Below are 26,152 nucleotides of genomic sequence, written 5' to 3'. Positions count from 1 at the left end.
ATACGTCGGGGCGCGCTCTTTATCGATGCACGGCACCTCCCCTTAAATAGGGTATGGCAGCGAGCAGCGAGGGGCAAACACGGCGAATCGCGATGGTCCACGTCGACGACGAGCCGTCGTTCGGCGAGGTCTCGAAGGAGTTCCTCGAACAGGTCGGGGACGGGTTCGAGGTGCTGTCCGTGACCGCGGGAGCGGACGCACTCGACCTCGTCGCGACGGGCGTCGACTGCGTCGTCAGTGACTACGACATGCCGGGGATGGACGGACTGGAACTGCTCGCGAAGGTACGCGAGATAGACCCGGACCTCCCGTTCATCCTCTTCACCGGGAAGGGGTCGGAGGAGATCGCCAGCCGGGCCATCTCGGAGGGCGTCTCCGACTACATCCAGAAGGGCCGGGGGACCGACCAGTACACCATCCTCGCGAACCGCATCGAGAACCTGGTCGGGCGGTACCGGACCGAGCGCACCCTCGTCCGGCGCCTGCAGGCCATCGAGACGGCGAACGAGGGCATCGCCATCATCGACGCGGACGGCGTCTACACCTACATGAACCGCGCCTACGCGGCGGTGTACGGCCTCGACCCGTCGGAGATCGTCGGGGAACACTGGCGGATGCTGTACGACGCGGACGAGGTCGACCGCTTCGAGACCGAGATCCTGCCGCGGATGGAGGAGGAGGGGTCCTGGCACGGCGAGGCGGTGGGGAAACGGGCCGACGGGTCGACGGTCCCCGAGACGGTCTCGCTGGCCCGACTGGACGACGGCGGCCACGTCTGCGTCGTCCGCGACCTGACCGAGCGGCGGGAGCTCGACGCGTCGCTGCAACAGGAGCGCGACCTGCTGGACCGGCTCTTCGAGACCAGTCCGGTCGGTATCGTCCTCGTCGACGCGTCCGGGACCATCGTCCGGGCCAACGACCGGGCGGCGTCGCTGCTCCGGCGGGACCTCGAGGACATCGTCGGAACCACCTACGACGACCCCGGGTGGGGACTGTCCACGATGGACGACGGTCGAACCTACCCCATCGAACACCATCCGACGTTCCGGGCGCTGGACACCGCCGAACAGGTCGTCGGGGAGCGCATGGTCGTCACCCGCGGGGACGGCGACCAGTTCGAGTGCCAGGTCAACGCCGCGCCCCTGACCGGGTCGGACGGGACGGTCGAACACGTCGTCGTGATGTTCGAGGACATCACCGAGTTCGAGACGACCCGTCGGGCGCTCGTGGCCGTCCTGGACCAGCTGACGGACGCGGTCGCGCTGCTCGACGACGAGGTCTCGCCCGGTCTCGCCGTCGCCCAGAGCCACCTGCAGCGGGCCCTCGACGACGACGCCGGGCGCGACCACGTCCGCGCGGCGAAGGGGGCGGTCGAGCACCTGCTCCCGGTGGTCGAGGACCTGCACGACCTGCTCGACTCGGCGGAGGAGGCGGTCGTCGACGAGGAAGAACCGCTGCCCGGACAGGACTGAGTCCCGACCCGTCACGGGAGAACAGTCGAACCTGTTTTCACGGGGCCGTCCGTACGTCCGCCAGTGATTCCGGTGTCCGGGCCCAGGTGGTGGGCGTGAGCGGGGAGGACGCGGTCGCCGAGTGGCACCGCCTGCTGGAGGAGGCCGAGAGCCTCACGCCCGACGCGGTCCAGCGCATCATGCAGGTCCACGGCGACCGTGGCCACCACGCCATCGAGGCCGTCTCCGAGCGCCGGGTGAAGCAGTACCGGGACTTCACCGTCGTCGTCGGCTACGAGGACGAGTACATCGTCGAGGCCGGCGGCTGCAACTGCAAGGACGCCGAGTACAACCTCGACCCGGACGACCCGACCGAGCAGTGCTGGCACGCGCTCGCGGTCGCCATCGCGGAACGGGTCGGCGCGGTCGACCACCACGACATGTGGTACTCCGAGGTCCGGGAGTTCCTCTGATTCTGTCGGGCGACCGCGGACACTTTTACCCCCGCCCGCGTAGTGTCACGTATGGACCAGTTCCGACACCTCGGCGGCGCGCTGGTACTGGCGGCACTGGGCAACCTCGTGCTGGGTGTGGCGACCCTGGTGGCGGGCGACGGGACGTTGCTGTTCGTCGTCTCGCAGTTCGCCGGGGCGGTCCTGCTCGCGGTCATCGGGCTGTCCGTGGCGACCGGGGACAACCATCGCGACTGGGCGCGGACCCCACTCGGGTCGCACGGGCCCGAACTCATCGCGGTCGTGACCGGGGTCGTGGGCGTGGTGTTGCTGGCGACCGGGGTCTCGAAACTGCTGGCGGTGCTGTAGGTCTCGCGACCGCGGCCGGTCGCCTTCTTTTATATTCCAGGCGGGTGCACCCTTCGTCCATGTCGTCCCTGTCCACCCCCGCGAAGATCGTCGCGTTCGGTATCCAGCTGACTGTGCTCGGGGCGTTCCTCGCCGCGTTCGGCGGGCCCCCCGCGGTCGCGAGCTTCCCGCTCGCCGTGTTCGGGACGGTCGTGGTCCTCTACGGGCTCTTCCTCTGAGGCAGGAAGACGAGTGTGCCGACTACTGCTCGGCGCAGATGTCGACGAAGTTCCGGAGGATCTGCAGGCCGGTCTCGCCGCTCTTCTCCGGGTGGAACTGCGTCCCGAAGACGTTGCCTTCCTCGTTGGCGACGATGGAGGGGAACTCGACGCCGTACTCGGTCGTCGCGACCGTCGCGTGCTCGTCGTCGGGCGCCGCGTAGTAGGAGTGGACGAAGTAGGCGTACTGTCCGTCGACACCCTCGACGAGGGGGTGCTCGCGCTGCACGTCGAGGTCGTTCCAGCCCATGTGCGGGACCTTCTGGCCCTCCGCGAACCGGAGGTTCGTCCCCGATATCAGGTCGAGGCCGCGCACGTCGCCCTGACCCTCGCGTTCGGCCTCCTCGCTCGAGGTCAGGAGCATCTGCATGCCGAGACAGATGCCGAACAGGGGCTGGCCGCGGTCGGCCACGGCGACGAGTTCGTCGCGCACCGACTCGGCGTTCTCCATCCCCTCGCCGAAGGCACCGACGCCGGGGAGGACGACGCCGTCGGCGGCCTCGAAGTCGGCCGGGTCGTCCGATATCTCCACGTCGGCGCCGGCGCGTTCGAGCCCCCGCGTCACGCTCCGGAGGTTCCCGAGCCCGTAGTCCACGACGACGACCGAGGCGAGCGTCTCGCGCTCGTCGGTGACGGACTGCTGTGTCATGTCTCACCATCGTTCCTCCGGTGGCAAGTCGGTTTCCTTTCCGGCCATCCAGCAGGTTCCCGCGGCCACGGCCAGCGCCTCCGAGCAGCGTACCGACCTCGCGACCGCCGACCTCTCCGGCGCGCGAGCGGTCGTCGTGGCGACACCTTCGCGTTCGTCCATCAGTGCCGAGGTCACGGCGCTCTCGGAGTCCGCCGCCGGGGGTGGTGCGGTCGTCCAGTGGGGCGCCTGACCGGGGGCCGCGTCCGCCCTGAACGACCTCGCCAGCGAGCTTGGAACCGACCCCCGGCTCGGTGCCGCGGTGCGCCACAGCACGGACATCCTGGCCGCCGACGAGCTCGTCCCGACCACGAGCGCGTTCGACGGTTCGGCCGGGCTCCCGGGACCGTACAGTTAACGCCGGCCACAAACTTTATTTTCCGTAATGATTTTTGATTTTTTCGCCATCGAATTACTAATGTAATCTAAATAGTCTCACGTAGACAGATTAGGAACTTTTAAGGTCGGCATCAAGAACTATGAATTGATTCGCTATGGAAAGTCGACGCGATTTCCTCAAGGCAGCAGGTGTGGCGGGGGCAGCAGCCCTCACCGGAACAGCAGGGTGTCTCGGTTCCTTCGGCGAGCAGGCGTACGGTGACGGGACGGTCCAGTTCATGATGTCCCCGTCCGAGCCGCAGAACTACATGATGAAACAGTACGGCCCGATGCGGGACTACCTCGACAAGGAACTGGGCGACACGGCCGACGTGAAGCTCCAGTACGCCGCGGACTACTCCGCGGTCCTGCAGGGCCTCGGCAGTGGCTCCGCCGACATCGCGGAGACCGGCCCGTTCGCGGCCGCACTCGGTGTCAAGGCCGACAAGGCCGAGATCGCGCTCCAGCGCCACGCCTACGGCTCCTGGACGTACACCAGCGTCATCGTGACGCGCAAGGACAGCGACATCAGTTCGCTGTCGGACCTCGAGGGCAAACGCATCGCCTTCGCGGACATGACCTCCGCGAGCGGTTCGCTCTACCCGCTGTACATGCTGAAGGACGCCGGCCTCGAGATCGGCGAGGCGCCGGTCAGCGACAACGGCGCGGACTTCACCGGCACCTGGTCCGGCCACGCCGAGGCGTTCAAGGCGCTGCAGGACGGCCAGGTCGAGGCCGCCGGCGTTGGCAAGTTCATCACGCAGGGTGACGACGGCTACGTCGAGGGCATCGAGCCCATCATGGACTACAAGAAGGAGTACGGCAAGGGCATCCCGCGCGCACCGATGGTCGTCAGCCCCGAACTCTCCGAGTCCGAGAAGGAGGACGTCGTCAACGCGCTCAAGGACGCCCCGGACAAGGCGTACCTCGGCGAGAACGGCAAGCCCAACTCCGAGACCAACGCCGACAAGGAAGGCGTCGTCGAGGACGACCTCTGGTTCGACGGTGTCCGCCCGGCCAAGCTCGAGGACTACCAGCCGGTCATCGACGTCGCGAACCAGCTCAACCTGAGCACCGACCTGCTCGACTCGGCATAGGCGGCGATTTCCGACGCAGTCGAGTCCGAAACAAACTAACCTTCCTTCACGAATTATCTGGTAATGACAGCGATACAGGTGGAGAATCTCACGAAACGATACGGCGACACGGTCGCGCTCGACGACGTGTCGTTCACGATCCCCGACGGGGAGTTCGTCGTGCTGCTCGGGCCCTCGGGCGCCGGCAAATCGACACTCCTGCGGCTCCTCAACGGGCTCGCAGAGCCCACGGAGGGCAGCGTCTACATCGGTGATTCGAAGGTCACCGGCCGGCGCAGTGACATCGGGATGGTGTTCCAGATGCACTACCTCGTCGAGGCGATGAACGCCTACAAGAACGCGCTCACCGGTGCGCTCTCCCGGGAGGACCTCATCGGGAGCCTCCTGACGCGGTACGACCGCGAGGACAAGGTGAACGCACTCGAGGCGCTCGACACCGTCGGGCTGCTCGACGAGGCCAGCCAGCGCGCCGGCTCGATGTCCGGCGGGCAGAAACAGCGCGTCGGCATCGCCCGCGCGCTCGTCCAGCAACCGTCCCTGCTCCTGGCCGACGAGCCCGTCGCCAGCCTCGACCCGAAGGCGGCCGAGGAGGTCATGGGCTACATGCGCCAGGCGGCCGACGAGCGGAACCTGACCACCATCGCCAGCCTCCACCAGGTCGGCCTCGCCCGCGAGTTCGGCGAGCGCTACATCGGCCTGCGCGACGGTAAGAAGGTGTTCGACGGCGGCAAGGAGGACCTGACGATGGACATCGTCGACGATATCTACTACAGCGAGGGCGGAGAGATGTCGGCCGCCACGGCCGGGGAGGTCACCCAATGAGCGACGACCGGACCGCAACCGACGGCGGCACCGTCTCCGGGACCGACCCGCGCATCGAGGAACGCCTCGAGATCATCGAGCGCCAGCAGCTCATCCGGCGCGGGCTGTTCGCCGGACTGATCGTCGCGGTACTCGCGCTCACGGGCGTCGGCCTCACCTACCTCAACTTCACCGTCGCGGCGGTCGTCCGGCAGGGGCCGGAGTTCATCTCCAACCTGCTGACGTTCCTCAGCCCCGACTTCTACTTCTTCACGCTGTACTCCCAGGACCAGGGCCTGCACGGCTGGGAGGCCTTCTTCGGCAGTCTGACCCACCCCGGCTCGTTCGTCGAGGCCGTCCTCCAGCGCGAGCAGGCGACCTCCATCGTCGGCGCCAGCGTCGTCACCATCGTCGTCGGCGCGACCGGGACCATCGTCGGGTTCCCCCTCGCGCTGTTCTTCGGTGTGCTCGGCTCCGAGCGCGTGACGCCGTTCCCGTTCAACTTCATCTTCCGTGGCACGATGAGCACCATCCGGGCCATCCCGGCCATCGTCTGGGTGCTCTTCTACATCCCGGTGTTCGGCCCGACGCCGCTGTCGGCGATGTTCGCCATCGCGACCGACACCATCGGGAACATGGGTCGGCTGTTCACGGACGAACTCGAGGAGGTCGAGGACGGCCCCATCGAGGCCATCTCCTCGACGGGTGCCGACCGCTCGCAGGTCATCACCTTCGGGATGCTGAGCCAGGTGTTCTCCTCGTTCATCGCCTGGGCGCTGTACATCCTCGAGATCAACGTCCGCATCGCCATCTCGCTCGGTGTCGTCGGTGCCGGTGGCCTCGGCCAGTTCATCAAGGGCCAGCTCGCCCAGCTCGCGTTCCGCCACGCGGCCGCGGGCATCTTCATGGTCATCGTCATCGTCATCTCCGTCGAGCTGTTCTCCTCCCGGCTGCGCTCGCGCCTGCGCCCGGACGAGGAGGTCTCCGAGGGCTTCTTCGAGAAGATCCGTGGACTCGCCGACGGGAACAAGTGGATGGGCCGCAGCGGGAACTAGAAGTCGCCTAACCGCGACTGCCCACCTTCTCCACCGTTGTCGCGCACGCCGGCGAGCGACGCGGCTTCGGCGAGCGTCTCCGCGAACGGGTCGCGCTGGCTCCGGTCGTACAGCGTCGCGGCCGGGTGCAGACAGAGCATGACCCGGCGCGGCTCGCCCGCGATGCGGACCTCCTCGACGCTGCCCGTCTCCTTCGTCACGGCGACCGACCGGTCGAGCAGGTGTTCGGCCGGAACCTTCCCGAGCGTGACGACGACCGCGGGGTCGACGAGGTCGATCTCGCGTTCGAGGTACGACCGGCAGTTCGCCAGCTCCTCCTTGTAGGGGTCGCGGTTGTCCGGCGGCCGGCAGCGCACGCAGTTGGTGATGCGGACCGTCTCGCGGTCGAGCCCGACGTTCCGGAGTTCCTCGGTCAGCACGTCGCCCGACCGGCCGACGAAGGGCTCGCCCTCCTCGTCCTCCTGTGCGCCGGGCGCCTCGCCGAGGAAGAGCACGTCGGCGTCGTCGGGGCCGACGCCGTTGACGATGCGGCTGCGCGACTCGCACAGCTCGGGGCAGCGCTCGCAGGCCGTCACCACGAGCCCGTCCATGTTCTCGGGGCCGTCGTTCTCCATGTCGGGAGGGGCGCGCCGGGCGTACCTAATCCCTGCGGAGCGCGTCCCCCGCCCGGGCAGCCATGCGGGCCACCCGAAGTGGCTCGGGTCGGCCACCTTCGGGCGTGAACGCCCGGACCACGTCGCGCGCCTCGGCGTCCTCCACGCCGACGGCCCGGACGTACACCGTCTCGCCGTTGACCTCGACTGGCGTGCGGGCGGGCTGTGCCCGGTAGGTCGTCAGGCGTTCCTCGCGCGCGTCGCCCTCGAACGCCTCGCGGATGGCGTCGTCGAGGCCGTCGCTCGCCTCGTAGGTCACCGAGAGGACCGGCCGGCCGGTCTCGTCGGCGAGCCGGTGCATGTCGAGGACGTTGTACCACGCCAGCGCGATGCCGGAGACCAGCACGTACCGGACGTCCTCGCGGCCGAGGCGGTCGTACAGGCCGGCCACCGCGCCGGTCACGTCGCTCCCGCCGACGGTACAGGTCCCAAAAGAGAAGCCGTCTACCACGCGATTCGCCCTGACGACCACGCCCGCGAGTGTGCTCTCGTCGTCCCTGAACGACTCTGCGACACCCAGCGCCCGCACTCCGGGTTTCACTCGTCGCTACTCCGTGGATTTGATGTCTTTCAGTCGGTCGATGAGTTCGTCGTTCGATGCCCCGTTCTCGAACTCGATGCTACCCTCGTGGTTGGTCTCTCGTGTGTTCACAGACTCGTTCTCGTCGAGGTCTGTGTCGATGCTCTGGTTCTCCTGTTCCGATTCGTCGTAGCTCCCGAAGCCCATGCGTTTGGGTATAATCGTTAAGGACTCAAAAAAATCACGGCCTTGCCTTGGAATACCAACCCGTTCGGGGCCCGGAACCTCGCCTTGCCTGCCCCGTCACCGTTTTCAGGTGTGGCCGCGAGGCTCCGAACATGAACGTGACGCACGTGACGGCGGACGCCGACGTGTTCACCTGTAACGCCTACCTGGTCACCGGGGCCCGGACGACACTCGTCGACGCCGGCGCCATGACGGGCGTCGTCGACGTGGTCCGCGAGCACGTCGACCACCTCGATCAGGTGGTCCTCACGCACCAGCACGGCGACCACGTCGCCCAGCTCGACGCCGTCCTCGACGCGTTCGGCTGTGACTGCTACGCCTACGCCGAGCACCCGCGCCGGACCCACGAGGTCGACGACGGCGACTTCGTCAAGATCGGCGACGAGACCTTCGAGGTCGTCTACACACCCGGGCACGCCGCCGACCACGTCGCCTTCGTCAGCGAGTCGACGCTGTTCTCGGGCGACGTGGTGGTCCACAACGACGCCGCCTTCGACTACGGTAGCTTCGGCCGGACCGACATGGACGGCCAGTCCCGCGAACGACTCATCGAGAGCATCAAGGACCTGCTCGACCGGATGCCGGACTCCGTCGAGCACATGTACGCCGGCCACGGCGACGAGTTCCACGGCGACGTCCGGGACGTGGTCGAGACCGCGCTCGCGCGGGCCGAGCGCCGCGAGCCGAAGTACCCCGACGAGTAGCGACAGTCGGCACTACGGACAGGAAGACGGCGGGAAGAAAGACCGGGTCGATTACGCCGCGCGCTTCTCCTTCGCCTTCGGGCGAAGCTTCGAGTAGCCGCACTTGCGGCACTTCTCTGCGCGCTTGGCGTTGCGGGCGTTACATCGCATGCAGATCATCTTCTCGAGCGTCCGGTCGACCGCAGCGTCGAATTTAGCCATATCGTGACTTCATGCGGGTGCGGATAAAAGCGTTTCCGAGTCACCTCGCCGTCCTCGCGAGCCGACGCCGGTGCCTGCACGACGGTTCAAGTACGATACCGCGGCCACCCTCGCCATGTCCTGACCAGCCACCGCGCGAGGGGCAGCGGGTGTACGGCACACCGCTCGCGCGTATCGGGTTCGTGCCGTCTGTTCGCCATTCCAGCCGAAGGCCGGCCTACTCCTCGTCGTCGGCGAGGTAGTCGTCCTGCACCGCGACGACCTCGCTCGAGTCCGCGCACTCACTGTAGCGTCGCAGCGGCTCCTCGTTCATCGTCAGGAAGGTCTCGCCCCAGGTGAACTTCGCGAGGATCTCCTCGGCGTGGTCGCGCTCGCCGAGGATGCACAGCGCCGCCGCCAGCGCCTCGACCGTCGTCAGTTTGAACGGCCGGCCGTAGTTCACCGGGTTCGCCGCCACGAGGAACGGGAGCGCCCGGTGCTCGCCGGCCATCTCGAACATCGCGGCCTCGGCGGTCTCCCACGAGCAGTCCAGCGCGACGAGGTTCGTCGCGTCCGCGTCCGCCGGCGAGAGCGCCTGCTCCGCGTGGGGGTTGAGGACGACGCCGTAGGGCGTGGCCCGGTTCGAGCGGTGCAACTCGGCGAGGTCGAACCGCGCGAGCTTGCGCGCCGTGCACTTCTTCGGGTCGTCGTCGCCCTCGTAGCGGACGTGGAGGTTCACGGGAGGGGGTTCCCTGCCGAGGGAGAAAAGCGCCTCGCTACCCGAGCTGGTCGCGGAGGTCGTGGAGGTCGACCAGCACCTCGTCCCGGTCGAGGATGGTGTCGATGTGGGCCTCGCGGTCGCCGACGGTCTGGTCGTCCAGCCGCCCGAACACCTCGGCGAGGAACGGCTCCATCGCATCGCGGAGCTCCGGGTACGTCGTCTCGACCCGGGCCGCCTGGAAGTCGAGGGTGATGCCGTTCGGTCCCTCGTGGACGTCGTAGCCGAGGAACCGCGGGTGGCGCGGTTGCTCAAGTCGGGCGAGGTCGTACAGGCGGAGCAGGGAGTGCATCGAGCCGTAGGTGTGCAACACGGGCGAGCCGTCGGTCTCGACGCCGAACTCGACGTGGTCCGACGGCCCGGTGACGGCCGCCTCCCAGCCACCGTAGACGCCGTGGACTTCGAAGCGCAGCATGTGCTGGTGCAGGTCCCCGGCGGGCAAAAGCTATCGGTCGTCACGTCACCACCCGGGCCACCCACGGCGTCACCGACGCCTCGACGACGGCCGCCACCGCGAGCAACGCCAGGACGAGCACGACCCAGCCCACGCTCTCGCCGGCGAGGGTCACGAGACCGGTTTCGTGGCGGTCGCCCCGGGCGGTGCGCCAGACCACGTGCGTCCACCGCAGCCCGACCGCGCCGGCCAGCCAGAGCGCCGACAGCTCGACGACGCCGTGTGGTGCGAGCAGGGCGACCGTCTCGACCAGTCCTCTCGCGTCGACGATCCCGGCCGTCACGCTCCCGAGCACGAAGCCGTTGAACGAGAGCAGTCCGACGACGGGGAGGCCGAACAGCAGACCGCCGGCCGCCATCGCGAGGGCGATGGTCGCGTTGTGGACGAAGAGGGCGTCCGCCGCGACCGCCGTCAGGCCGTGCTCGCGGACCGGGAAGAACGGCGTCCCGCCGGGGCTCACGCTCGCGGCCCAGCCGAGGAGGAAGCCGGCACCGAACAGGCCGACGGCCGCGAGCCAGTACGGGGCCAGTCCCCGTATCGCCCCCCGGAGGCGCGTCCTCACTGCGCGAGGATGGCGAGCCCGAGCATGACCGATGGGATGAGCGAGAACACCACGAAGCCACCCATGAACAGCAACACCAGCAGGTTCAGGAAGAAGATGGTGGCGAACGCGATGACCTTCTGCTTTAGTGACATCATGCACGCCATTTCTCGGGAATCCGACAAAACAGTTTCGGCCCGTTCACTCCGCCTCGTGGACCGCCTCGCCGCGCAGGAGCCGTGCGGCGATGGTGAACGTCTGCTCGGCCTCGCGGCGGGTCGGGAAGTGGGCGGCCATGTACCGGGCGACCGCAATCATCGCGACCCGGGCGCGGTGGTCGTCGTCGGCGAGGTCGAACTGTCGGAAGCCCGCTTCGAGCGCCTGCAGGGTGTGGAAGCCCGCGTCCTCCCGCAGGAGGAAGTGCCCGAGCGTCCGCTTCAGGGCGGCGGGGTCGCCGCCGCAGTCGAGGAACTCGCCGACGAGTTCGCCGGCTGCGTTCACCCGGCCCTCCTCGTCGAACGTCTCGCGGAGGTCGGCGAGCACCGTCTCGGGGTCGCGGTCGCTGTCGCCGGGGTCGGGAATCGGCGCGGGCGGCGTGTTCAGGAACCGGTCGAGGTAGACGTTGGCCGCCGCGTCGAAGACGCCGCGGTAGAGTTCGGTCGCGTCGACGCGTCTGGTCGCCTGGTGGACCGCGTTCGCGTAGGTGAACGTGTGATGCACCGTGTTCCAGTCCGAGAACTCGTTCGCGGTGCCGAACCGGGCGACCCGGGTCGCGGCGGCGTGGGCGACCGAGTGTGCGAGTTCCTCGGGCGTCGCGCCGTTCTCGATGGCGTCACAGAGCGTGTCGACGATGGCTTCGGGGTCGTCCGAGCGGATCGTCTCCTGGAAGTCCTCGGGTTCGGTCCAGGAGTCGCCCTCGCCTGCGGCGGCCAGCTCGTCGAGGTCGTCGAAGGCGTCGTCCAGCATGCCGGCGAGGTCGACGGGCTGGCGCCACGAGGACAGCTCCTCGCTGCGCTGGGCCTCGGTCAACCGCCGGACCAGACTCGCGAGCGTTTCGTCCGCCGCGTCCCAGCCGACGTGGTCGAGCGTCTCGATCGCCTTGTTGACGAAGTCGAACGAGTGCCCCGCGTCGAGGTAGCGGTGGTCGGTCGCGGCCGCGAACAGCATCGTCTCGATTTGCTCGCGGTCGCAGGTCTCGACCGCGGTCCGGAGCACGCGCTCGGCGCCGTCGGCGTCGCGGACCTCGACGTTCTCGCGGAACCACGATTCGAGGCGGTCGGGCGAGACCTCACGGGTCGAGAACGACGGCTGGTCGAAGTTCGGGGCCTGTCCCGCACAGTCCGAGGCGACGTGGCGCAGCCCGGTGTAGAGCGCGCGCTTGCGGTCCTCGTCGTCGAGTTCGGGGAGGACGTTCGCCATCGCGGCGAGGATGGTGAGTCCCGAGGACCAGCCCTGCTCGCGGTACCGGGTCCCGAACCGGACCCCCTGTGCGAGGGGCTCGCCCGGGTCGACGCCCTCGTTCAGCAGGCCGATGGTGGCCTTGGCGACGACCAGCCGCAGGTTCTCCTCCAGGCCGGTGTCCAGTCGGTCGGCCCAGTGGTCGGCGGGGTCGGTCTCCAGCGGCGGGTCAGGGTCGACGTACACCTCCCCGTCGCGGACCTCGACCGGGTAGGTCTGGACGTCGTCGGCCCACGGGTCGAAGGTGTCGCCACAGGAGAGCTCGAACCGGGCGTGGTGCCAGTGACACGTCAGGACGCCGTCGTCCACGGTCCCGTCTGCGAGGGGAAAGCCCATGTGCGGGCAGCGGTTGTCGACCGCCCGGACCTCGCCCTCGTGGTAGAAGACGGCGATGGCGTGTCCCTGCGGGGTGACGAGCTTGCGCCCGTCCGCCTCGAGTTCGGCGAGCGATGCGACCGGGACGAACGAGTCGTCGGTTGTTGCCATGTCTCACGGTTCTGCCGCGTGGCCCAAAACCGTTCCCTGAAGCGCGTTCCTGTAGCCGAGCTGACTCGCCGGCCGGCGGCCAGAGCTAAGTTCTGTGGCACACAACGGAGGGCTATGCTATCGGTAGGCTCGCACGCGCCGGACTTCGCGCTCCCCGGCGTCGAGAACGGCGAGATGGACGAGTTCTCGCTGTCGGCGGCGCTCCGCGAGGACGTGGTGGTCCTCGCGTTCTACCCCGCGGACTTCAGTCCGACGTGTACCTCCTCGCTGTGTACGATGCAGGACTTCGACCTCCTGAACCTCGACGCCGACGTGACGCTGTTCGGCATCTCGGGTGACTCCGTGTTCAGCCACCGGCGCTTCGCCGAGGAGAACAACATCACGTACCCACTGCTCACGGACTCCATCGGGGAGGTCGCCGCGGAGTACGACGTCTGCATGGAGGACTGGCGGGGTCACCGGAACATCCCCCAGCGCTCGGTGTTCGTCGTCGACGACCGCCAGCGCGTCCGGTACGCCTGGACGACCGAGGACCAGACGGTGGTCCCCGAACTCGGCGAGATCCGGGCCGCGATCGACGACGTGCGCGACGACCGGACCGCCATCCAGCGCTACGCGCGGGGGTTCGAACACCACGACGGCGGTCGCGACCGGTTCGGCACGGCGTGGTCGCTGTACGAGATGGAGGCGTGGGAGGGCGCGGTCGAGCAGTTCGACGAGGCGGTCGCCTACTTCGACGCGGCCGGCGAGAGCTTCCGCTCCGCGAAGCGCTTCTCGGAGTCCGAGGAGGTCGAGGCGGCGGCCGAGGCGGCGCGCACCCGGAGCGACGACTACCGGCGGGCCGCGAAGTGGTACGCGAAGGCAGCCGAGCACTTCGACGCGGACGAGCCCGACCTCGCGGAAGAGTACCTCGCGGACGCCCAGCGCCACCACGAGCAGGTCAGCACGGCCGACGAGTTACGGAAGCCGAGCACGCTCTTCTCGGAGCGTGCGTGAGCACGACGGACCTTTCTATCATCGGGGCGAAGCGCGGGTATGGACCTCGCCGAGCCAGTCGCCACGTACTATCGCGCCCTGGACGAGCACGAGTACGAGTCGCTGCAGGCGGTGCTCGCGCCGGGATTCGTCCAGTACCGACCGGACCGCACCTTCGAGGACCGCGCGTCGTTCGTCCGGTTCATGCGCGAGGACCGGCCACGGACCGACACGACCCACGCCCTCGACGCGGTCCACGAGGACGGGACCGAGACGACGGTCCGGGGGCGCGTCCTCGCCGACGACGGCGAGGTGCTCGTCAGGTTCGTCGACGTGTTCGAGCTCGCCGACGGCGAGATCACCGCCCTGCGGACCTACACGAACTAGTCGAGTTTTCCACCGAGGACCTTCGCGGCGGTGAGCACCGGGTCCCAGACCGGCGAGAACGGCGGTGCGTACGCCAGGTCGAGCCCCTCGACCTCGCCGACGGTCATGCCCGCGTGGAGGGCGGTCGCGACCGTGTCGATGCGCTTTGCGACCCCCTCGCGGCCGACCATCGACGCCCCGAGGAGCTTCCCGGATTCGCGGTCGCCGACCATGTGTATCTCCAGTTCCTGTGCGTCGGGGTAGTAGTGCGCCCGTGAGGACCCGGTGATGGTCACCGAGACCGGGTCGAAGCCGTGCTCGCGGGCCTCGTCCTCGTCGACGATGCCGGTCCGGGCGACCGCGAGGTCGAACACCTTCACGACCGCCGTGCCGACGATGTCGCCGACGGGCTCGGGGTCACCCGTGACGGTCTGGCCGATGGCGCGGCCCGCCCGGTTCGCCGTGAGTGCGAGGGGTACGTGGTCGGGTTCGCCGGTGACGGCGTGGCGGGACTCGGCGCAGTCTCCGGCCGCGTAGACGTGCTCGACGTTCGTCCGGCCGTACTCGTCGGTAGCGACCGCGCCGGACTCGCCGACCGCGATGCCGGCGTCGGCCGCGAGGTCGCTGTTCGGCGCGACGCCGACGCCGAGCAACACGAGGTCCACGTCGTACTCCTCGCCGTCGGCGTCGAGGCTCACCACGTGCCCGTTCGCGCCGTGGAACCGGTCGACGGCGGTGTCGAGGTGGAGGTGGACGCCCTGCTCGCGCAGGTGCTCCTCGACGGTGGGGGCGACCGCCTCCCCGAACGGCTGGAGGACGTGCGGAAGCATCTCGAACAGGTGCACGTCGAGGCCACGGGCACGGAACGCCTCGGCCATCTCCAGGCCGACGTAGCCCCCGCCGACGACCGCGACGGTCTCGACGTGGTCTGCGTAGCTATCGGCCTCCGAGCCGTAGCCGGCGTGTTCCTCGGGGACCCGGCCGTCCACGATGCCGCGGAGTTCCTCGGCGCTGTCGAGGTCGTGGAGCGTGTAGACCCCGTCGAGGTCCCGGCCCTCGAACGGTGGGACGATGGCGTGGGCACCGGTCGCGACGAGCAGGTCGTCGTACGGCTGCTCGAACGTCCCGTCCGGGCCCTCGACCGTGACGGTCTGGGCGTCGGTGTCGATGGCGACGACCTCGTGGTTCGTCCGGAGGTCGATGTCGCGCTCCTCGCGGAACGCGTCCGGGGTGACCTGCACGAGGTCGTCGATGGTCTCGATCTCGCCCTTGATGTAGTAGGGCATCCCGCAGGCGGCATAAGAGACCCACGCACCCTTCTCGAAGACGACGACGTCCATGTCGGGGTCCTCGCGCTTTGCCTTGCTCGCGGCACTCATCCCCGCAGCGTCCCCGCCGACGATGACGAACGTGGTCATACGTGACCGTTGGCGGCGCAGCGAGATAATAGTATTGCAAGAAGAAAACAATACTACTGCGTTCCCGTCCCGTCAGGCGGCGCAGTTGTTCGGCCCGAGTTCGAGGTCGACCGCGCGCTCCTCGTCGTCGACGGTGGCCTTCCCGCGGTTCACGTCGATGATCGTCTCGTAGTTCGGGGGTTTCTCGGGCAGGTTCTCGACCTGGGTCTCGACGAAGGACGCCTCGTCTACGTCGAGCACGTCGATGGCGTCCTTGGCACCGCCGATGGTGGTCGTGACCGCCTCGCCCGGGACGCCGGAGGCGAAGGTCCCGTCCTCCTCGACGGTGACGTGTCCCGGCAGGACGGTGACGTCGTCGGGGAGGGTGAGGAGCACGTCCGAGAGTGACTCGTAGAGCTGTCGGGCGCCCTCCCGACCGGCGTCCGCGTCGAACTCCAGTTCGGTCCGGCCGGTCGAGTCGACGAACAGGGTGTCGGCGGTCATGACCGCCTCGTCCTCGACACGGTAGCTGAGCAGTTCGGACGTGTGCCCGGGCGTGTGCAGCGCCTCGATGGTGGTGTCGCCGACGGTGATGGTGTCGCCGTGGTCCAGTGGCTCGTACTCGTACTCGACCCCGCGTTCCTGCGCCCCCGAACCGAGGTGGTAGGGCACGCCGAGTTCGTCGGCGAGGTCGCGGCCGCCGGAGAGGTGGTCGGCGTGGACGTGGGTGTCGAGGACGTGGGTGACCTCGAGGCCGGCGTTCTCCGCGACGGTCCGGAAGACCTCGGTGTTCCGGGTGGGGTCGACGACTGCGGCCTCGCCGTCGGAGCCGACGACGTAGCCGAGACAGCCCTTCGCGCGGCGCTGGACCTGGTATATCTCGGGGTCGCCGGTCCGGACCGGCGCCACGTCGTACACCTGGCTCCAGCCGCGCATGCCGTCCTCGACCGCGTACACGTCGTCGAAGGCGTCCGTGTCGTCCAGTTCCTCGGCCAGTGTCTCGGAGGTGATACCCTTCGCGCAGATGGTGACCGCGGTGTCCGTGTCGGTCGTCTTCCGGTCGAGTTCCCGACGCTCCGCCTCCTCGAGGTCCTCGTCGGGCCCGAACGGGTGGTTCACCGCGCCCGGAACGTGCCACGACTCGTAGCTCTCCGGACCGCGGGTGTCGATGAGCGCGTAGGTGTTCTCGGAGTCCTGCATGTCGCGGAACGTCTCGGGGGAGAGGTGCTGGATCATGACTCGTCTGGCGGTAACGGCGTCCCGCAGAAAAATGTCCAGCCTTGGCAATATTGTGCTCGGCCGTGGGGTGAGCGAGCCGGCGGCGGGTACAGGGAGCAGGCAGAAGCGTGGAGTCCTCAGTCCCGGCCCTCGTCGACCAGCACGTCGCGGCGCTCCTCGTACTCCTCGCGGTCGATCTCCCCGCGGGCGTACTCCTCCCGGAGCGCTTCGAGTGCGGAGTCCTCGTTCGCCCCGGTCAGCACTTCGCGGCCGAGCCCGGCCGCGATGAGGACGAGGACGGCCGGGAGGCCGAACACGAGGAGGATGACCAGTATCTCCGGACCGCCGATACCACCCACGAACAGGGGGCCGGCCGCGGCGAGGGTGTCGAGTGCGAGGACCATCGGTAGGTTGCACTTCGGCCTCCTGCCGAATCAACTTTCTGTGGGGTCAGCGCCGGTCCTGTTCGAGCACGTGCAGGCGCTCCTCGTACTCGCTCCGGGAGAGGTCGCCCCTTGCGTAGGCGAGCCGGAGCGATTCGAGCGCGGGGTCCTGTCGCCGGCCGCCGGTGAGGCCACGAATGGCGACGACCAGTGCGAGGACGATACCCACCGGGAGCGCGACCAGCAGGAGCAACACGAGGAGTTCGGGGGCGCCGATGCCGCCGAGGAACGCGGGCGACAACCCGGCGCCGTGACTGGCCAGGGCAGGGGACATACCCAGAGAACGGGCCGCAACGGGAAAGGCGGACGCCCGGAGTGCTCAGGGACCTACTCGCCCGTGCCGAGGGCGCTCTCGCCGACCTTCTCGTGGCCCTCGATGACCTCGGTGCCGCCCATGTACGGGCGCAGGGCCTCGGGGACGGTGACGGTGCCGTCCTCGTTCTGGTAGTACTCGAGGATAGCGACCATCACGCGGCCGACCGCGGTGCCCGAGGCGTTGAGCGTGTGGAGGTACTCCGCGCTCTCGTGGTGCTCGCGGCGGTAGCGGATGCCGGCCCGCCGCGCCTGGAAGTCCTCGAAGTTCGACGCGCTCGACACCTCGAGCCAGCGCCCACCGAGGTCCTCCGGGCCCTCGTCGCTGTCGGTGCCGGGGGCCCACACCTCGAGGTCGTAGGTCTTCGCGCTGGCGAAGGTGAGGTCGCCGGTGCAGAGGTTCAACACGCGGTACGGGAGTCCGAGGCGTTCGAGCACCTCGGCGGCCTCGTCGACCAGCGTCTCGAGCCGGTCGTAGCTCCCCTCCGGCTCGACGAAGTTGACGAGTTCGACCTTGTTGAACTGGTGGACGCGGACGATGCCGCGGGTCTCGGTCCCGTGCTCGCCGGCCTCGCGCCGGAAGTTCGGCGTGTACGCCTGGTGCTTGAGGGGAAGGTCCTCGCGCAGGAGGATGTCGTCGCGGTACATGTTCGTCACCGGGACCTCCGCGGTGGGACAGAGCCAGAGGTCGTCGTCGTCGTAGTCGTCGAACTCGTCGCCGCCGATGCGGTAGGCGTCCTCGTTGAACTTCGGCAGCTGGCCGGTGCCACGCATCGAGGTCGACTTCACCGGGACCGGCGGGAACACGTCGACGTAGTCCTGCTCGCGGTGGACGTCGAGCATGAACTGGATGAGCGCGTGCTCGAGGCGTGCCCCGTCGCCCTTGAGGAAGTAGAAGCCGGCGCCGGTGGTCTTCGCACCGCGCGCCTCGTCGATGATGTCGAGGTCCTCGCCGAGGTCGTAGTGCGGCGTGACCTCCGCGGGCAGGTCGCGCAGGTCGTCGAAGCCCCAGCGCTCCTCCTCGACGTTGTCGGCCTCGTCCTCGCCGACGGGGACCGACTCGTGGGGGACCTGGGGAATCTCGAGCAGGCGCTCGTCGAGTTCCGCGTCGAGTTCGTCGGCGCGGTCTTCGATGTCCTCGAGCTCCTCCTTGAGTTCGCTCGAGCGCTCGATGGCCTCCTGAGCCTCCTCGTCCTTCCCCTCCTGTTTGAGCTGGCCGATCTTCTGGCTCACCGTGTTGCGCTCGTGGCGGAGTTCGTCGCCCCTGGCCTTCAGTTCGCGCCACTCCTCGTCCATATCGAGGATCTCGTCGAGGTCGACGTCGTAGCCTCGCTGGTCGAGACTCTCGCGGACCTCCTCCGGATTCTCTCGGATGTACCGGCGGTCAAGCATTTGCCGAATCCTTCACGAGGGGCCGGGAAAACCGTATCGGAACCGTGGTCAGGCGTGGCACAGGGACGGTACCGAACCACACTGCTTGCCCCTCCCGACTGAATCTTTTTGCCCGTACCGCGCGCGTCTCTACACATGGCTCCAGGCGACCCTCGAGAAGTCACGACAGGAGAGTGTACAGACCTCTACTACGTCGATACGGGGATGTACGACACCGACGAGTACGGCGCCGTCTACATCCTCGACGCCGAGCAGGTGGCCATCGTGGACACCGGCATCGGGACGAACTACGAGCGCATCCTCGACGCGCTCGACGCGCTGGACATCGCGCCGGGCGACGTGGAGTACCTCGTGCCCACGCACGTCCACCTCGACCACGCGGGCGGGGCGGGCTACCTCGCCGAGGCGTGCCCGAACGCGACCGTCGCCGTCCACGAGCGCGGCGCCCGCCACATCGTCGACCCGTCCAGGCTCTGGGAGGGGACGAAGGGCGCGGTCGGCGACCAGATCAAGTGGTACACCGAACCGAAACCGGTGCCCGAGGACCGGGTGCGGGAACTCGCCGACGGCGACGTCGTCAGGCTCGGCGACCACTCGCTGCACGCGACCCACGCCCCCGGTCACGCCCCGCACCAGCACGTCTTCTACGACCCGACCAACGACGCGGTGTTCACCGCGGACGCGGCCGGTATCTACGTACCGACGTTCGACAGCGTCCGCGAGACCACGCCGCCGCCGCAGTTCGACCTCGAACAGGCCATCGACGACGTGGAGAAGCTCCGCGCCATCGACCCGTCGACCCTGCTGTACCCGCACTTCGGCCCGGCCCCGACCGAGAGCCGGCTCACCGAGTACGAGGCCCAGCTGGAGGCGTGGGTCGCCAGCGTCGCGGAGATGCGCGAGGAACTCGAGGACGACGAGGCGGTCGTCGCGCACTTCGTCGAGGACACCGAGATGGGCGAGGTGTGGGGCGAGGAGAAGGCCCGCGGTGAGACGGCGATGAACGTCCGGGGCGTGTTGCAGTACCTGGACAGGACTGGCAACTGACCGGCAGCAGTAGTTCCTGTACTGGTCGACTCTGTTTTCGAGATATCCACCACCAGACCAGTTCTCTCTCCGTCACCCTTTGGCCTTGTTTGATTGCTATTCGAACCGAAGATTATATCTGATATAGTTAGGAGACTTACAGCAGAGTTTCAACTCACTAACGTATGCGATGGGATGCACGACGGCTGCGACCGGGGCTCGCAGCCGTACTGACGGTGATGGTAGTGCTCGGGATGGTCGCCGCACCACTCGCGGTCGGCGCCCAGCCCGAATCGAGTTCTGTTGCCCAGTCGGCGACGGGTCTCTCTGCTTCGACGAGTTCGCCGACGCAGCATGGTGGGGACACTGCCGGTCTGGCGGCGGCACCGGCGAACGAGTCGTCGACGCCGACGGATACGGCACCGGCCCAGTCGAGTGCAACGGCGAACGAGACAGCCGTGACGCTGGTGACCGGGCAGACGGTCCACGTGACCGAGCGCAACGGCACCCGACAGTACCGCGTCTCGGGTGACCAGCCGGTCCAGACGGTCCGGACGCCACAGGGGACGTACGTCCTCCCGACTGGGGTGGACTACTCCCGGTTCGACATGGACCTGTTCAACGTCGACCTGCTCCTCTCGCAGGGACTCGACGACGCGAACACGTCCTCGCTCCCGGTCATCGTCGAGACCGAACCGGTCGAGTTCCGGCCGGGCCAGACCAGCACCGGCGACGTCCTCGCCAGCACCTCGGCGGTCACGACGACCGAGACGCTTTCGACGCCGTCGATGCAGTCCGCGACCGTCGCCAAGGACGGCGCGGGCGCAGCCTACACCGACCTCGCGTCGGCCGACAGCGTCGAGCGCGTCTCGCTGGACGTGCGCTACGACCTCGCGCTCGACGAGGCCGCGAACCGGACGAACGCGGCGAGCGCTCGCCAGCAGTTCGACGTCTCCGGCGAGGGCGTACGGGTGGCGGTGCTCGACACGGGTATCAACGAGTCACACCCGGACATCGACCAGGTCGCCCTGGAGAAGAACTTCACCGCCGCTTCCGAGGAGGACCCGGACGGCCACGGGACCCACGTCGCCGGCATCATCGCCGGTGACGGGACCAGCAACAGCAGCTACGTCGGGATGGCCCCGAACGTCACGCTGCTCGACGGCCGCGTCTGTGACACCGGTTGTCCCTCCTCCGCCATCATCAGCGGCATCAAGTGGGCGACCGACAACGACGCCGACGTCATCAGTATCAGTATCGGCGGTCCGAACTACCAGGTTCGCTCGAACGACATCTACCGCGACGCGGTCCAGTACGCGGTGAACAACGGGACGATGGTCGTCATCTCGGCCGGCAACGATGGCCGGGTCGGGTACGGGACCGTCGGGAGTCCGGGCACGCTCGACGACGCGTTCACCGTCGGTTCGACCGACAAGACCGGCAACCTGAGCGCCTTCTCCTCGCTCGGGCCGACCAACGGCGGCTTCTTCCTGAAGCCCGACGTGGTCGCGCCGGGTTCGAACGTGATGAGCGCGAACACCAACTGGAAGTCCGAAGCGGATTACCACTCGCTCTCCGGGACCAGCATGTCGACGCCGGTCGTCTCCGGCATCGCCGCGCTCGTCGAGGAGAACAACGCGAACTACTCGGTCGAGCGCCTGCGAAGCGTCATCGGCTCGACCGCGGACCCACTCGACCCCGCCGACCACGACAACGTCTACGGGCAGGGGACCGGCCTGGTCAACGCGACCGACGCGGTCGACCCCGGTGCGGTCGTCACGCCCAGCACGGTCGACTTCGGCGCCTACAGCGAGAACACGACGGTCACCCGGACGGTCACGGTCACCAACTTCGGTGACCAGTCGGAGACGTTCAACGTCACCGCGAGCGCGACCGGCGTCCGGACCGGGACCGACGCGAACGCATCGGTCTGGACGAACGTCTCGAACCCCCTGACGCTCGGCCCGAACGAGTCCGCTGACATCGAGCTCACGGTCGATACGAGCCTCCCGGCCGACCTCTACTCCGGTCGGCTCTCGCTCGACGACAACGAGTACACCGCGGCGTTCGGGTTCGTCCGGGCGTACAACGTCACCGTCGAGAAGCAGGGGCTCGGCGGGAGCAATGTCACAGGCGACGCTCTGTGGCTGTTCACCAACGAGAGCCACCAGCTCCAGCATCGCTTCCAGATGGGGCTGACCACGCTCACCAGCGACAGTCACTCCTACGGCATCGTCGAACCGGGCGAGTACAACCTCATGACGACCGGTGTCGACGAGGATACCGGGCAACCCATCGTGGTCGTCCGCGAGGTGACTATCGACGGAAGCACGACCATCACGCTCGACGAGGCCAACACGACGACGCTCTCGCTGAACACCTCGGCGATTCCGGACGCGGACAAGCCGCTGGTGAAGCGGATGATCCACGTCGAGGCGGTGAAGAAGGCACCGCTCTACTACGGGACGAGTGGATACTCTCGCTCCTGGGCAACCTACGGCTATCCGATGTCCATCACGGGGGTGTCCGGGAGCGACAGTGTGCCCGGTCCCGATACCACGACGGTGCGGGTCAGTACGAACGACGACGTGAACGTCACCGTCGACCACCTGCTGTACCCCGACTCCGGTGCGGGCAACGAGACGCTGGACGTCCCGCGCGTCTACCGGCTGCTCAACCAGGTCCAGGGCATCTCCGGCCCCGTCGAGTTCGACGTGAATCTGACGCGACTGCACGAACAGGAGTTCCGGTACCGCCGGACCGAGTCGACGCGGAACTTCACCATCGAGCATCAGGCGGAGTACGAGGCGGGCTACTTCACCAGCAACGTCGTACACTCCGGGGACGTCGGTGACCGCCTCCGCCAGACCTTCTACCTCTCGCCGCTGCTCGAACAGTACCACGTCACCGTCTCGGAGAGCGGCGACGGGAACTGGACGCTCGAGCGGTCGCTGTACCCACGTGAATCCGACTACACGCACGCGGGCCTCGTGAACGAGCACCCGTACACGACCCGGTTCTATCCGGATATCGACGGCGGCGAGCTCGAGGTGTGGGCGAGGACGCAACTGGGCGGGTCCCTGCTGCGGTACAACGACACGGCCGCCGACAACATGACGATCTCGGTCGACGGAAGCACCGTCTGGACCGCCGAGGAGCCCGCTTCAGACTTCTCCACCGCGGTCCCCATCGGTCCGGGTGACCCGTACGAGATCAGCATCGTCGCCCGGAACGAGCAGATGACCCAGTCGACGAAGACCGTCGCGTCGGTCTCGGCGACGAACCAGTCCGACACGACACCCCCGGAGATTCCAGACATCTGGTTCGGTAACCAGACGCCGAACAGCACCGTCGGTGCGGGGACCATCGAGGTCCTCGCCCACGCGTACGACATCGGCGGCGAGAGCAACGTGACCGAGGTTCGCATCTTCCTCGCCAACGACTCCGTCGACACGGTACCGTTCACCGAGAACGGCATCAACCCGAACGGTGAGTGGGTCGAGGCGTCGCCCGACACGAAGTGGACCGACTACATCTACTCTGCCAACTTCACCGCGGAGGCCGGGACCCGGCTCGGGTCGAAGGGCCCCATCCACGTCGCCGTCCGGGCCGAGACCGACAACGGTAGCGTCGCGAAGACGACCGTGTTCAACGCCACGGTCGTCACCGACACCCCGCCGACGGCAGACTTCTTCACCGTCCCGCGGTACGACGACAGCCCGACGGTGCAGGTCGGCCAGCCCATCGAGTTCAACGGGACGTCCTCCTCGGACAACTTCGGGCTGGACGACTTCCAGTGGTCCGTCAACGGGACGAGTTACAGCGCCCGGACCGTCGAGCACACCTTCGACGAACTGGGCGAGTACACCGCCTCGCTGACCGTCACGGACAGCGCGGGCCAGACCGACACGGTGACGAAGACCGTCACGGTCGTCGACCGGAAGGCTCCGAGCGTCTCGGTGACCGTCAACCGGAGCCAGGCAGAACTGAACGTCACGACCGTGGACTTCGACGCCTCGAACACCACCGACGAGTACGGCATCGCCTACTACGAGTGGGACTACGACGGTGACGGCACCTACGAGGCGAACACCACCGCAGCGACGACCACCCACGTCTTCGAGACGACCGGGAACCTGACGCCGGTGGTCCGGGTCGTCGACGACGCCGGGAACGCGAGGACGGTCGACCTCGCGACCATCGACGTCTCCGACACGCGCGCCCCGGCGGCGGCCGTCTTCGCCAACCGGACGACGGTGAACGTCTCCGGGTCGGTTCAGGTCGACGCAGCGAACTCGACCGACGAGGGTGGCATCGTCTCCTATACCTGGAACGTCACCGGCGAGGACGGTGACACCGAGGGCGTCTCGCAGGTCGTCACGTTCGACACACTCGGGACCCACACCGTCGCCGTCACCGCCGTCGACGCCGCCGGAAACGAGGGCACCGACGCGGTCGACGTGACGGTCGTCGACCAGATCGACCCGACCGCCACACTCGGCGTCAGCGACACGACGCCCGAGGTGAACGCGACCACGGTCGCCTTCGACGCCGGTGGCGCGAGCGACAACCACGAGATCGTCTACTACGAGTGGGACGTCGATGGCGACGGCACGGTCGAGGCGAACACGACCGACGCGACGACCACCTACACGTACGAGACCCTCGGCGCGATGACGCCGACGGTGACGGTGACCGACCCGTCCGGGAACAACGCGACCGCCAGCACGAGCCTGACGGTCGAGGACACGACGGCGCCGACGACGAGCCTGACCGCCAACGCGACGACGCTCGAACTCGGCGACGCGACGGTGGCACTCGACGCCTCGGGGACCACCGACAACGACGAGGTGGCGACGTTCCACTGGGACGTCGACGGTGACGGCACCGTCGAGTCCACGACGAGCAGTCCGACCACCACGCACACGTACACCGCGCTCGGCACGCACACCGTCGAGGTGACCGCCGAGGACGCGAGCGGGAACAACGCGAGTGCGACCCTCGACGTGACCGTCGAGGACACGACGGCCCCGGCGGCCGCACTCACGGCGAACCGGACGGACGTGACGCTCTCGGACGCGACGGTCGCGTTCGACGCCACGAAGACGACCGACGCCGGCACCATCGTCTCCATCCTGTGGGACTGGGACGGCGACGGAACGGCGGAGGCGAACACGACCGACGCGACGCAGAACCACACGTTCACCGCGCCCGCGAACCGGACCGTGACGGTCACGGCCGTCGACGCCAGCGGGAACGAAGACACCGCGACGCTCCGGGTCAACGTGACCGACGCGGTCGCACCGACCGCGGCTCTCTCGGTGAGTCCGAACGGGTCCGCGACGGACCTGAAGGCGACCGACACGGTCGAGTTCAACGCCTCGAACGCCACCGACAACGACCAGCTCGCCGAGTTCCGGTGGGACTGGGACGGTGACGGTAGCGTCGACGCGACCACGACCAACGCGACGGTCAACCGCACCCCGCCCGTCGACGGCACCTACACCGTGACGGTCACGGTCGTGGACCGCGGCGGTAACACCGACCAGGCGACGACGACCCTGAACGTCTCCAACAGCCTGCCGGTCGCCGACGCCGGGGCGAACCAGACCGTCACGGAGGGCGACACGGTGACGCTCCTCGGGAACAACTCCGACGACCCCGACAACGACACGCTCCAGTACAACTGGACGCGGACCGCGGGGCTCAACGTCACGCTCTCTGACCGGAACGTGTCCATGCCGACGTTCACCGCACCGAGCGTCTCCTCGGCGGAGACGGTCACCTTCCGCCTCGACGTGACCGACGACGACCCGACGCTCGCGACCGACACGGTGACGGTCACGGTCGAACCGGAGCAGACCAACACCGGCGGCGGTGGTGCTGGCGGTGGTGGCGGTGTCGGCCAGGGCGACGGCCCGGCCGGCACCGTCAAAATCAGCGACTGGTCGCTCTCGGAGTCGACGGTCGCGCCCGGCGAGCAGGTGACGATGACGGTCACCGTCTCGAACACGGCCGACGAGACGAAGACCATCACGCCGGCGCTGTACGTCGACGGCGACCTCGTCGAGGGCAAGCGGCTGGCGGTGCTGCAGGGGACCGAACGGACCGTCCAGTTCACCTACCGGTTCGAGGAGACCGGCACGCACCGGGTGAGCCCCGACACGATCGAGTCCAGGACGGTGACCGTCGCGAAGAACGGCGGAGCGACCACGACGAGTCACTCCACGACGACCGCGACGACCGACGACCAGCCGCCGACCACCACGGCGGCGGCCGACCCGTCCGAGACGACCACGACTGCGGCGGGGGCGACCCCGACCGCGAGTGGTGGCGACGGCGAGGATGACAGCGACGCCATCCCCGGCTTCGGACCGGTCGCCGCGCTGCTGGCGGTCGTGTTCACGGTCGTGCTCGCACGGCGGCGAGCCTGAGGCGCTCGCGACCCGGCAGCG

Annotated in this window: 28 protein-coding genes; 13 read left to right on the top strand and 15 right to left on the bottom strand. The window is 68.2% G+C overall.

Annotated elements, in window-relative coordinates:
- The first annotated feature begins 53 nt into the window (after positions 1–53).
- From NOV86_RS08885 to NOV86_RS08870, 4 genes are all read left to right on the top strand, one after another.
- Positions 54–1,472 carry a PAS domain-containing response regulator gene (locus NOV86_RS08885; protein ID WP_267640987.1) on the top strand — a complete coding sequence of 473 codons (1,419 nt, stop codon included), beginning with the start codon at positions 54–56 and terminating at the stop codon, positions 1,470–1,472.
- Positions 1,473–1,567: 95 nt separating this feature from the next.
- Positions 1,568–1,924, top strand: coding sequence for a hypothetical protein (locus tag NOV86_RS08880; protein ID WP_267640986.1), 357 nt, complete (start codon positions 1,568–1,570; stop codon positions 1,922–1,924).
- 51 nt (positions 1,925–1,975) lie between these two features.
- The gene (locus NOV86_RS08875) at positions 1,976–2,272 is read left to right on the top strand and encodes a hypothetical protein (RefSeq protein ID WP_267640985.1); all 297 of its coding nucleotides are present in this window, start codon (positions 1,976–1,978) and stop codon (positions 2,270–2,272) included.
- Positions 2,273–2,331: 59 nt separating this feature from the next.
- Positions 2,332–2,490, top strand: a complete 159-nt coding sequence (locus tag NOV86_RS08870) for a hypothetical protein (RefSeq protein WP_267640984.1) — start codon at positions 2,332–2,334, stop codon at positions 2,488–2,490.
- Positions 2,491–2,512: 22 nt separating this feature from the next.
- On the opposite strand, the gene hisH is transcribed toward NOV86_RS08870, so the two are convergent.
- Positions 2,513–3,178 (bottom strand): imidazole glycerol phosphate synthase subunit HisH, encoded by a 666-nt coding sequence (gene hisH, locus NOV86_RS08865; RefSeq protein WP_267640983.1) that lies wholly within the window; start codon positions 3,176–3,178, stop codon positions 2,513–2,515.
- Between hisH and NOV86_RS08860 the strand changes: the two genes are divergently transcribed.
- The 4 genes from NOV86_RS08860 to NOV86_RS08845 all read left to right on the top strand — a co-directional run bounded on the left by NOV86_RS08860 (position 3,177) and on the right by NOV86_RS08845 (position 6,548).
- Positions 3,177–3,410: a hypothetical protein gene (locus NOV86_RS08860; protein WP_267640982.1), complete on the top strand. Its 234-nt coding sequence runs from the start codon at positions 3,177–3,179 to the stop codon at positions 3,408–3,410. The genes hisH and NOV86_RS08860 overlap by 2 nt on opposite strands.
- 301 nt (positions 3,411–3,711) lie before the next feature.
- Positions 3,712–4,692, top strand: coding sequence for a phosphate/phosphite/phosphonate ABC transporter substrate-binding protein (locus NOV86_RS08855; protein ID WP_267640981.1), 981 nt, complete (start codon positions 3,712–3,714; stop codon positions 4,690–4,692).
- A 63-nt stretch (positions 4,693–4,755) separates the two neighbouring features.
- Positions 4,756–5,514, top strand: a complete 759-nt coding sequence (locus NOV86_RS08850; protein ID WP_267640980.1) for a phosphonate ABC transporter ATP-binding protein — start codon at positions 4,756–4,758, stop codon at positions 5,512–5,514.
- Positions 5,511–6,548 carry a PhnE/PtxC family ABC transporter permease gene (locus NOV86_RS08845; RefSeq protein ID WP_267640979.1) on the top strand — a complete coding sequence of 346 codons (1,038 nt, stop codon included), beginning with the start codon at positions 5,511–5,513 and terminating at the stop codon, positions 6,546–6,548. Before NOV86_RS08850 ends, NOV86_RS08845 begins: the two co-directional genes overlap by 4 nt.
- Here the strand turns inward: NOV86_RS08845 and NOV86_RS08840 are convergent.
- The 3 genes from NOV86_RS08840 to NOV86_RS08830 are packed head-to-tail and all read right to left on the bottom strand — an operon-like array spanning position 6,545 to position 7,928.
- Complete coding sequence (locus NOV86_RS08840) at positions 6,545–7,162, bottom strand: uracil-DNA glycosylase (protein WP_267640978.1); 618 nt, start codon at positions 7,160–7,162, stop codon at positions 6,545–6,547. The two genes, NOV86_RS08845 and NOV86_RS08840, sit on opposite strands and share 4 nt — an antisense overlap.
- A 25-nt stretch (positions 7,163–7,187) precedes the next feature.
- Complete coding sequence (locus NOV86_RS08835) at positions 7,188–7,742, bottom strand: endonuclease dU (protein WP_267640977.1); 555 nt, start codon at positions 7,740–7,742, stop codon at positions 7,188–7,190.
- A 6-nt stretch (positions 7,743–7,748) separates the two neighbouring features.
- Complete coding sequence (locus NOV86_RS08830) at positions 7,749–7,928, bottom strand: DUF5786 family protein (protein ID WP_267640976.1); 180 nt, start codon at positions 7,926–7,928, stop codon at positions 7,749–7,751.
- 131 nt (positions 7,929–8,059) lie between these two features.
- Here NOV86_RS08830 and NOV86_RS08825 point away from each other — a divergent pair, with 131 nt between their 5' ends.
- A complete protein-coding gene (locus NOV86_RS08825) occupies positions 8,060–8,671 on the top strand; it encodes an MBL fold metallo-hydrolase (RefSeq protein WP_267640975.1) in 612 nt (203 codons plus the stop codon).
- 51 nt (positions 8,672–8,722) lie between these two features.
- On the opposite strand, the gene NOV86_RS08820 is transcribed toward NOV86_RS08825, so the two are convergent.
- The 6 genes from NOV86_RS08820 to NOV86_RS08795 all read right to left on the bottom strand — a co-directional run bounded on the left by NOV86_RS08820 (position 8,723) and on the right by NOV86_RS08795 (position 12,568).
- Positions 8,723–8,872: a 50S ribosomal protein L40e gene (locus NOV86_RS08820; protein ID WP_267640974.1), complete on the bottom strand. Its 150-nt coding sequence runs from the start codon at positions 8,870–8,872 to the stop codon at positions 8,723–8,725.
- Between the two features lie 217 nt (positions 8,873–9,089).
- Positions 9,090–9,590 carry a DUF367 family protein gene (locus NOV86_RS08815; RefSeq protein WP_267640973.1) on the bottom strand — a complete coding sequence of 167 codons (501 nt, stop codon included), beginning with the start codon at positions 9,588–9,590 and terminating at the stop codon, positions 9,090–9,092.
- A gap of 37 nt (positions 9,591–9,627) precedes the next feature.
- Entirely contained in the window at positions 9,628–10,044 is a 417-nt protein-coding gene (locus NOV86_RS08810; protein ID WP_267640972.1) for a hypothetical protein, read from the bottom strand.
- A 40-nt stretch (positions 10,045–10,084) separates the two neighbouring features.
- Positions 10,085–10,645 (bottom strand): stage II sporulation protein M, encoded by a 561-nt coding sequence (locus NOV86_RS08805; RefSeq protein ID WP_267640971.1) that lies wholly within the window; start codon positions 10,643–10,645, stop codon positions 10,085–10,087.
- Positions 10,642–10,782 carry a hypothetical protein gene (locus tag NOV86_RS08800; protein WP_267640970.1) on the bottom strand — a complete coding sequence of 47 codons (141 nt, stop codon included), beginning with the start codon at positions 10,780–10,782 and terminating at the stop codon, positions 10,642–10,644. Before NOV86_RS08800 ends, NOV86_RS08805 begins: the two co-directional genes overlap by 4 nt.
- Positions 10,783–10,825: 43 nt before the next feature.
- Entirely contained in the window at positions 10,826–12,568 is a 1,743-nt protein-coding gene (locus NOV86_RS08795) for a Rieske (2Fe-2S) protein (RefSeq protein ID WP_267640969.1), read from the bottom strand.
- A 114-nt stretch (positions 12,569–12,682) separates the two neighbouring features.
- On the opposite strand from NOV86_RS08795, the gene NOV86_RS08790 reads away from it, so the two are divergent.
- Both NOV86_RS08790 and NOV86_RS08785 read left to right on the top strand, forming a co-directional pair.
- Entirely contained in the window at positions 12,683–13,564 is an 882-nt protein-coding gene (locus NOV86_RS08790) for a redoxin domain-containing protein (RefSeq protein ID WP_267640968.1), read from the top strand.
- A 39-nt stretch (positions 13,565–13,603) separates the two neighbouring features.
- Positions 13,604–13,930 carry a nuclear transport factor 2 family protein gene (locus NOV86_RS08785; RefSeq protein WP_267640967.1) on the top strand — a complete coding sequence of 109 codons (327 nt, stop codon included), beginning with the start codon at positions 13,604–13,606 and terminating at the stop codon, positions 13,928–13,930.
- Here NOV86_RS08785 and NOV86_RS08780 read toward each other — a convergent pair.
- The 5 genes from NOV86_RS08780 to serS all read right to left on the bottom strand — a co-directional run bounded on the left by NOV86_RS08780 (position 13,927) and on the right by serS (position 18,671).
- Positions 13,927–15,327, bottom strand: coding sequence for an FAD-dependent oxidoreductase (locus tag NOV86_RS08780; protein WP_267640966.1), 1,401 nt, complete (start codon positions 15,325–15,327; stop codon positions 13,927–13,929). The genes NOV86_RS08785 and NOV86_RS08780 overlap by 4 nt on opposite strands.
- A 72-nt stretch (positions 15,328–15,399) precedes the next feature.
- A complete protein-coding gene (locus NOV86_RS08775; protein WP_267640965.1) occupies positions 15,400–16,542 on the bottom strand; it encodes an MBL fold metallo-hydrolase in 1,143 nt (380 codons plus the stop codon).
- 119 nt (positions 16,543–16,661) lie between these two features.
- Positions 16,662–16,928 (bottom strand): SHOCT domain-containing protein, encoded by a 267-nt coding sequence (locus NOV86_RS08770; RefSeq protein WP_267640964.1) that lies wholly within the window; start codon positions 16,926–16,928, stop codon positions 16,662–16,664.
- A gap of 46 nt (positions 16,929–16,974) precedes the next feature.
- On the bottom strand, positions 16,975–17,241 hold the full coding sequence (locus tag NOV86_RS08765; RefSeq protein ID WP_267640963.1) for an SHOCT domain-containing protein: 267 nt from the start codon (positions 17,239–17,241) through the stop codon (positions 16,975–16,977).
- Between the two features lie 53 nt (positions 17,242–17,294).
- Entirely contained in the window at positions 17,295–18,671 is a 1,377-nt protein-coding gene (gene serS, locus NOV86_RS08760) for a serine--tRNA ligase (protein ID WP_267640962.1), read from the bottom strand.
- Positions 18,672–18,806: 135 nt separating this feature from the next.
- Here serS and NOV86_RS08755 point away from each other — a divergent pair, with 135 nt between their 5' ends.
- Entirely contained in the window at positions 18,807–19,718 is a 912-nt protein-coding gene (locus NOV86_RS08755) for an MBL fold metallo-hydrolase (RefSeq protein WP_267640961.1), read from the top strand.
- A gap of 164 nt (positions 19,719–19,882) precedes the next feature.
- Positions 19,883–26,131 carry a PKD domain-containing protein gene (locus NOV86_RS08750; RefSeq protein ID WP_267640960.1) on the top strand — a complete coding sequence of 2,083 codons (6,249 nt, stop codon included), beginning with the start codon at positions 19,883–19,885 and terminating at the stop codon, positions 26,129–26,131.
- Positions 26,132–26,152 lie beyond the last annotated feature (21 nt).

Source organism: Haloarchaeobius amylolyticus, from assembly GCF_026616195.1.
Classification (GTDB): domain Archaea; phylum Halobacteriota; class Halobacteria; order Halobacteriales; family Natrialbaceae; genus Haloarchaeobius; species Haloarchaeobius amylolyticus.
This window is presented reverse-complemented; position numbering and strand designations above follow the sequence as displayed.

Excerpts from the sequence above, each read along its gene's own strand:
- NOV86_RS08780 (WP_267640966.1), bottom strand. The coding sequence starts at position 15,327 with ATGACCACGTTCGTCATCGTCGGCGGGGACGCTGCGGGGATGAGTGCC.
- NOV86_RS08820 (WP_267640974.1), bottom strand. The coding sequence starts at position 8,872 with ATGGCTAAATTCGACGCTGCGGTCGACCGGACGCTCGAGAAGATGATC.
- NOV86_RS08855 (WP_267640981.1), top strand. The coding sequence starts at position 3,712 with ATGGAAAGTCGACGCGATTTCCTCAAGGCAGCAGGTGTGGCGGGGGCA.
- NOV86_RS08870 (WP_267640984.1), top strand. The coding sequence starts at position 2,332 with ATGTCGTCCCTGTCCACCCCCGCGAAGATCGTCGCGTTCGGTATCCAG.
- serS (WP_267640962.1), bottom strand. The coding sequence starts at position 18,671 with ATGCTTGACCGCCGGTACATCCGAGAGAATCCGGAGGAGGTCCGCGAG.
- NOV86_RS08755 (WP_267640961.1), top strand. The coding sequence starts at position 18,807 with ATGGCTCCAGGCGACCCTCGAGAAGTCACGACAGGAGAGTGTACAGAC.
- NOV86_RS08775 (WP_267640965.1), bottom strand. The coding sequence starts at position 16,542 with ATGATCCAGCACCTCTCCCCCGAGACGTTCCGCGACATGCAGGACTCC.
- NOV86_RS08810 (WP_267640972.1), bottom strand. The coding sequence starts at position 10,044 with ATGCTGCGCTTCGAAGTCCACGGCGTCTACGGTGGCTGGGAGGCGGCC.
- NOV86_RS08765 (WP_267640963.1), bottom strand. The coding sequence starts at position 17,241 with ATGTCCCCTGCCCTGGCCAGTCACGGCGCCGGGTTGTCGCCCGCGTTC.
- NOV86_RS08785 (WP_267640967.1), top strand. The coding sequence starts at position 13,604 with ATGGACCTCGCCGAGCCAGTCGCCACGTACTATCGCGCCCTGGACGAG.
- hisH (WP_267640983.1), bottom strand. The coding sequence starts at position 3,178 with ATGACACAGCAGTCCGTCACCGACGAGCGCGAGACGCTCGCCTCGGTC.
- NOV86_RS08750 (WP_267640960.1), top strand. The coding sequence starts at position 19,883 with ATGCGATGGGATGCACGACGGCTGCGACCGGGGCTCGCAGCCGTACTG.
- NOV86_RS08885 (WP_267640987.1), top strand. The coding sequence starts at position 54 with ATGGCAGCGAGCAGCGAGGGGCAAACACGGCGAATCGCGATGGTCCAC.
- NOV86_RS08850 (WP_267640980.1), top strand. The coding sequence starts at position 4,756 with ATGACAGCGATACAGGTGGAGAATCTCACGAAACGATACGGCGACACG.
- NOV86_RS08770 (WP_267640964.1), bottom strand. The coding sequence starts at position 16,928 with ATGGTCCTCGCACTCGACACCCTCGCCGCGGCCGGCCCCCTGTTCGTG.
- NOV86_RS08795 (WP_267640969.1), bottom strand. The coding sequence starts at position 12,568 with ATGGCAACAACCGACGACTCGTTCGTCCCGGTCGCATCGCTCGCCGAA.
- NOV86_RS08860 (WP_267640982.1), top strand. The coding sequence starts at position 3,177 with ATGTCTCACCATCGTTCCTCCGGTGGCAAGTCGGTTTCCTTTCCGGCC.
- NOV86_RS08800 (WP_267640970.1), bottom strand. The coding sequence starts at position 10,782 with ATGATGTCACTAAAGCAGAAGGTCATCGCGTTCGCCACCATCTTCTTC.
- NOV86_RS08845 (WP_267640979.1), top strand. The coding sequence starts at position 5,511 with ATGAGCGACGACCGGACCGCAACCGACGGCGGCACCGTCTCCGGGACC.
- NOV86_RS08875 (WP_267640985.1), top strand. The coding sequence starts at position 1,976 with ATGGACCAGTTCCGACACCTCGGCGGCGCGCTGGTACTGGCGGCACTG.
- NOV86_RS08825 (WP_267640975.1), top strand. The coding sequence starts at position 8,060 with ATGAACGTGACGCACGTGACGGCGGACGCCGACGTGTTCACCTGTAAC.
- NOV86_RS08790 (WP_267640968.1), top strand. The coding sequence starts at position 12,683 with ATGCTATCGGTAGGCTCGCACGCGCCGGACTTCGCGCTCCCCGGCGTC.
- NOV86_RS08840 (WP_267640978.1), bottom strand. The coding sequence starts at position 7,162 with ATGGAGAACGACGGCCCCGAGAACATGGACGGGCTCGTGGTGACGGCC.
- NOV86_RS08830 (WP_267640976.1), bottom strand. The coding sequence starts at position 7,928 with ATGGGCTTCGGGAGCTACGACGAATCGGAACAGGAGAACCAGAGCATC.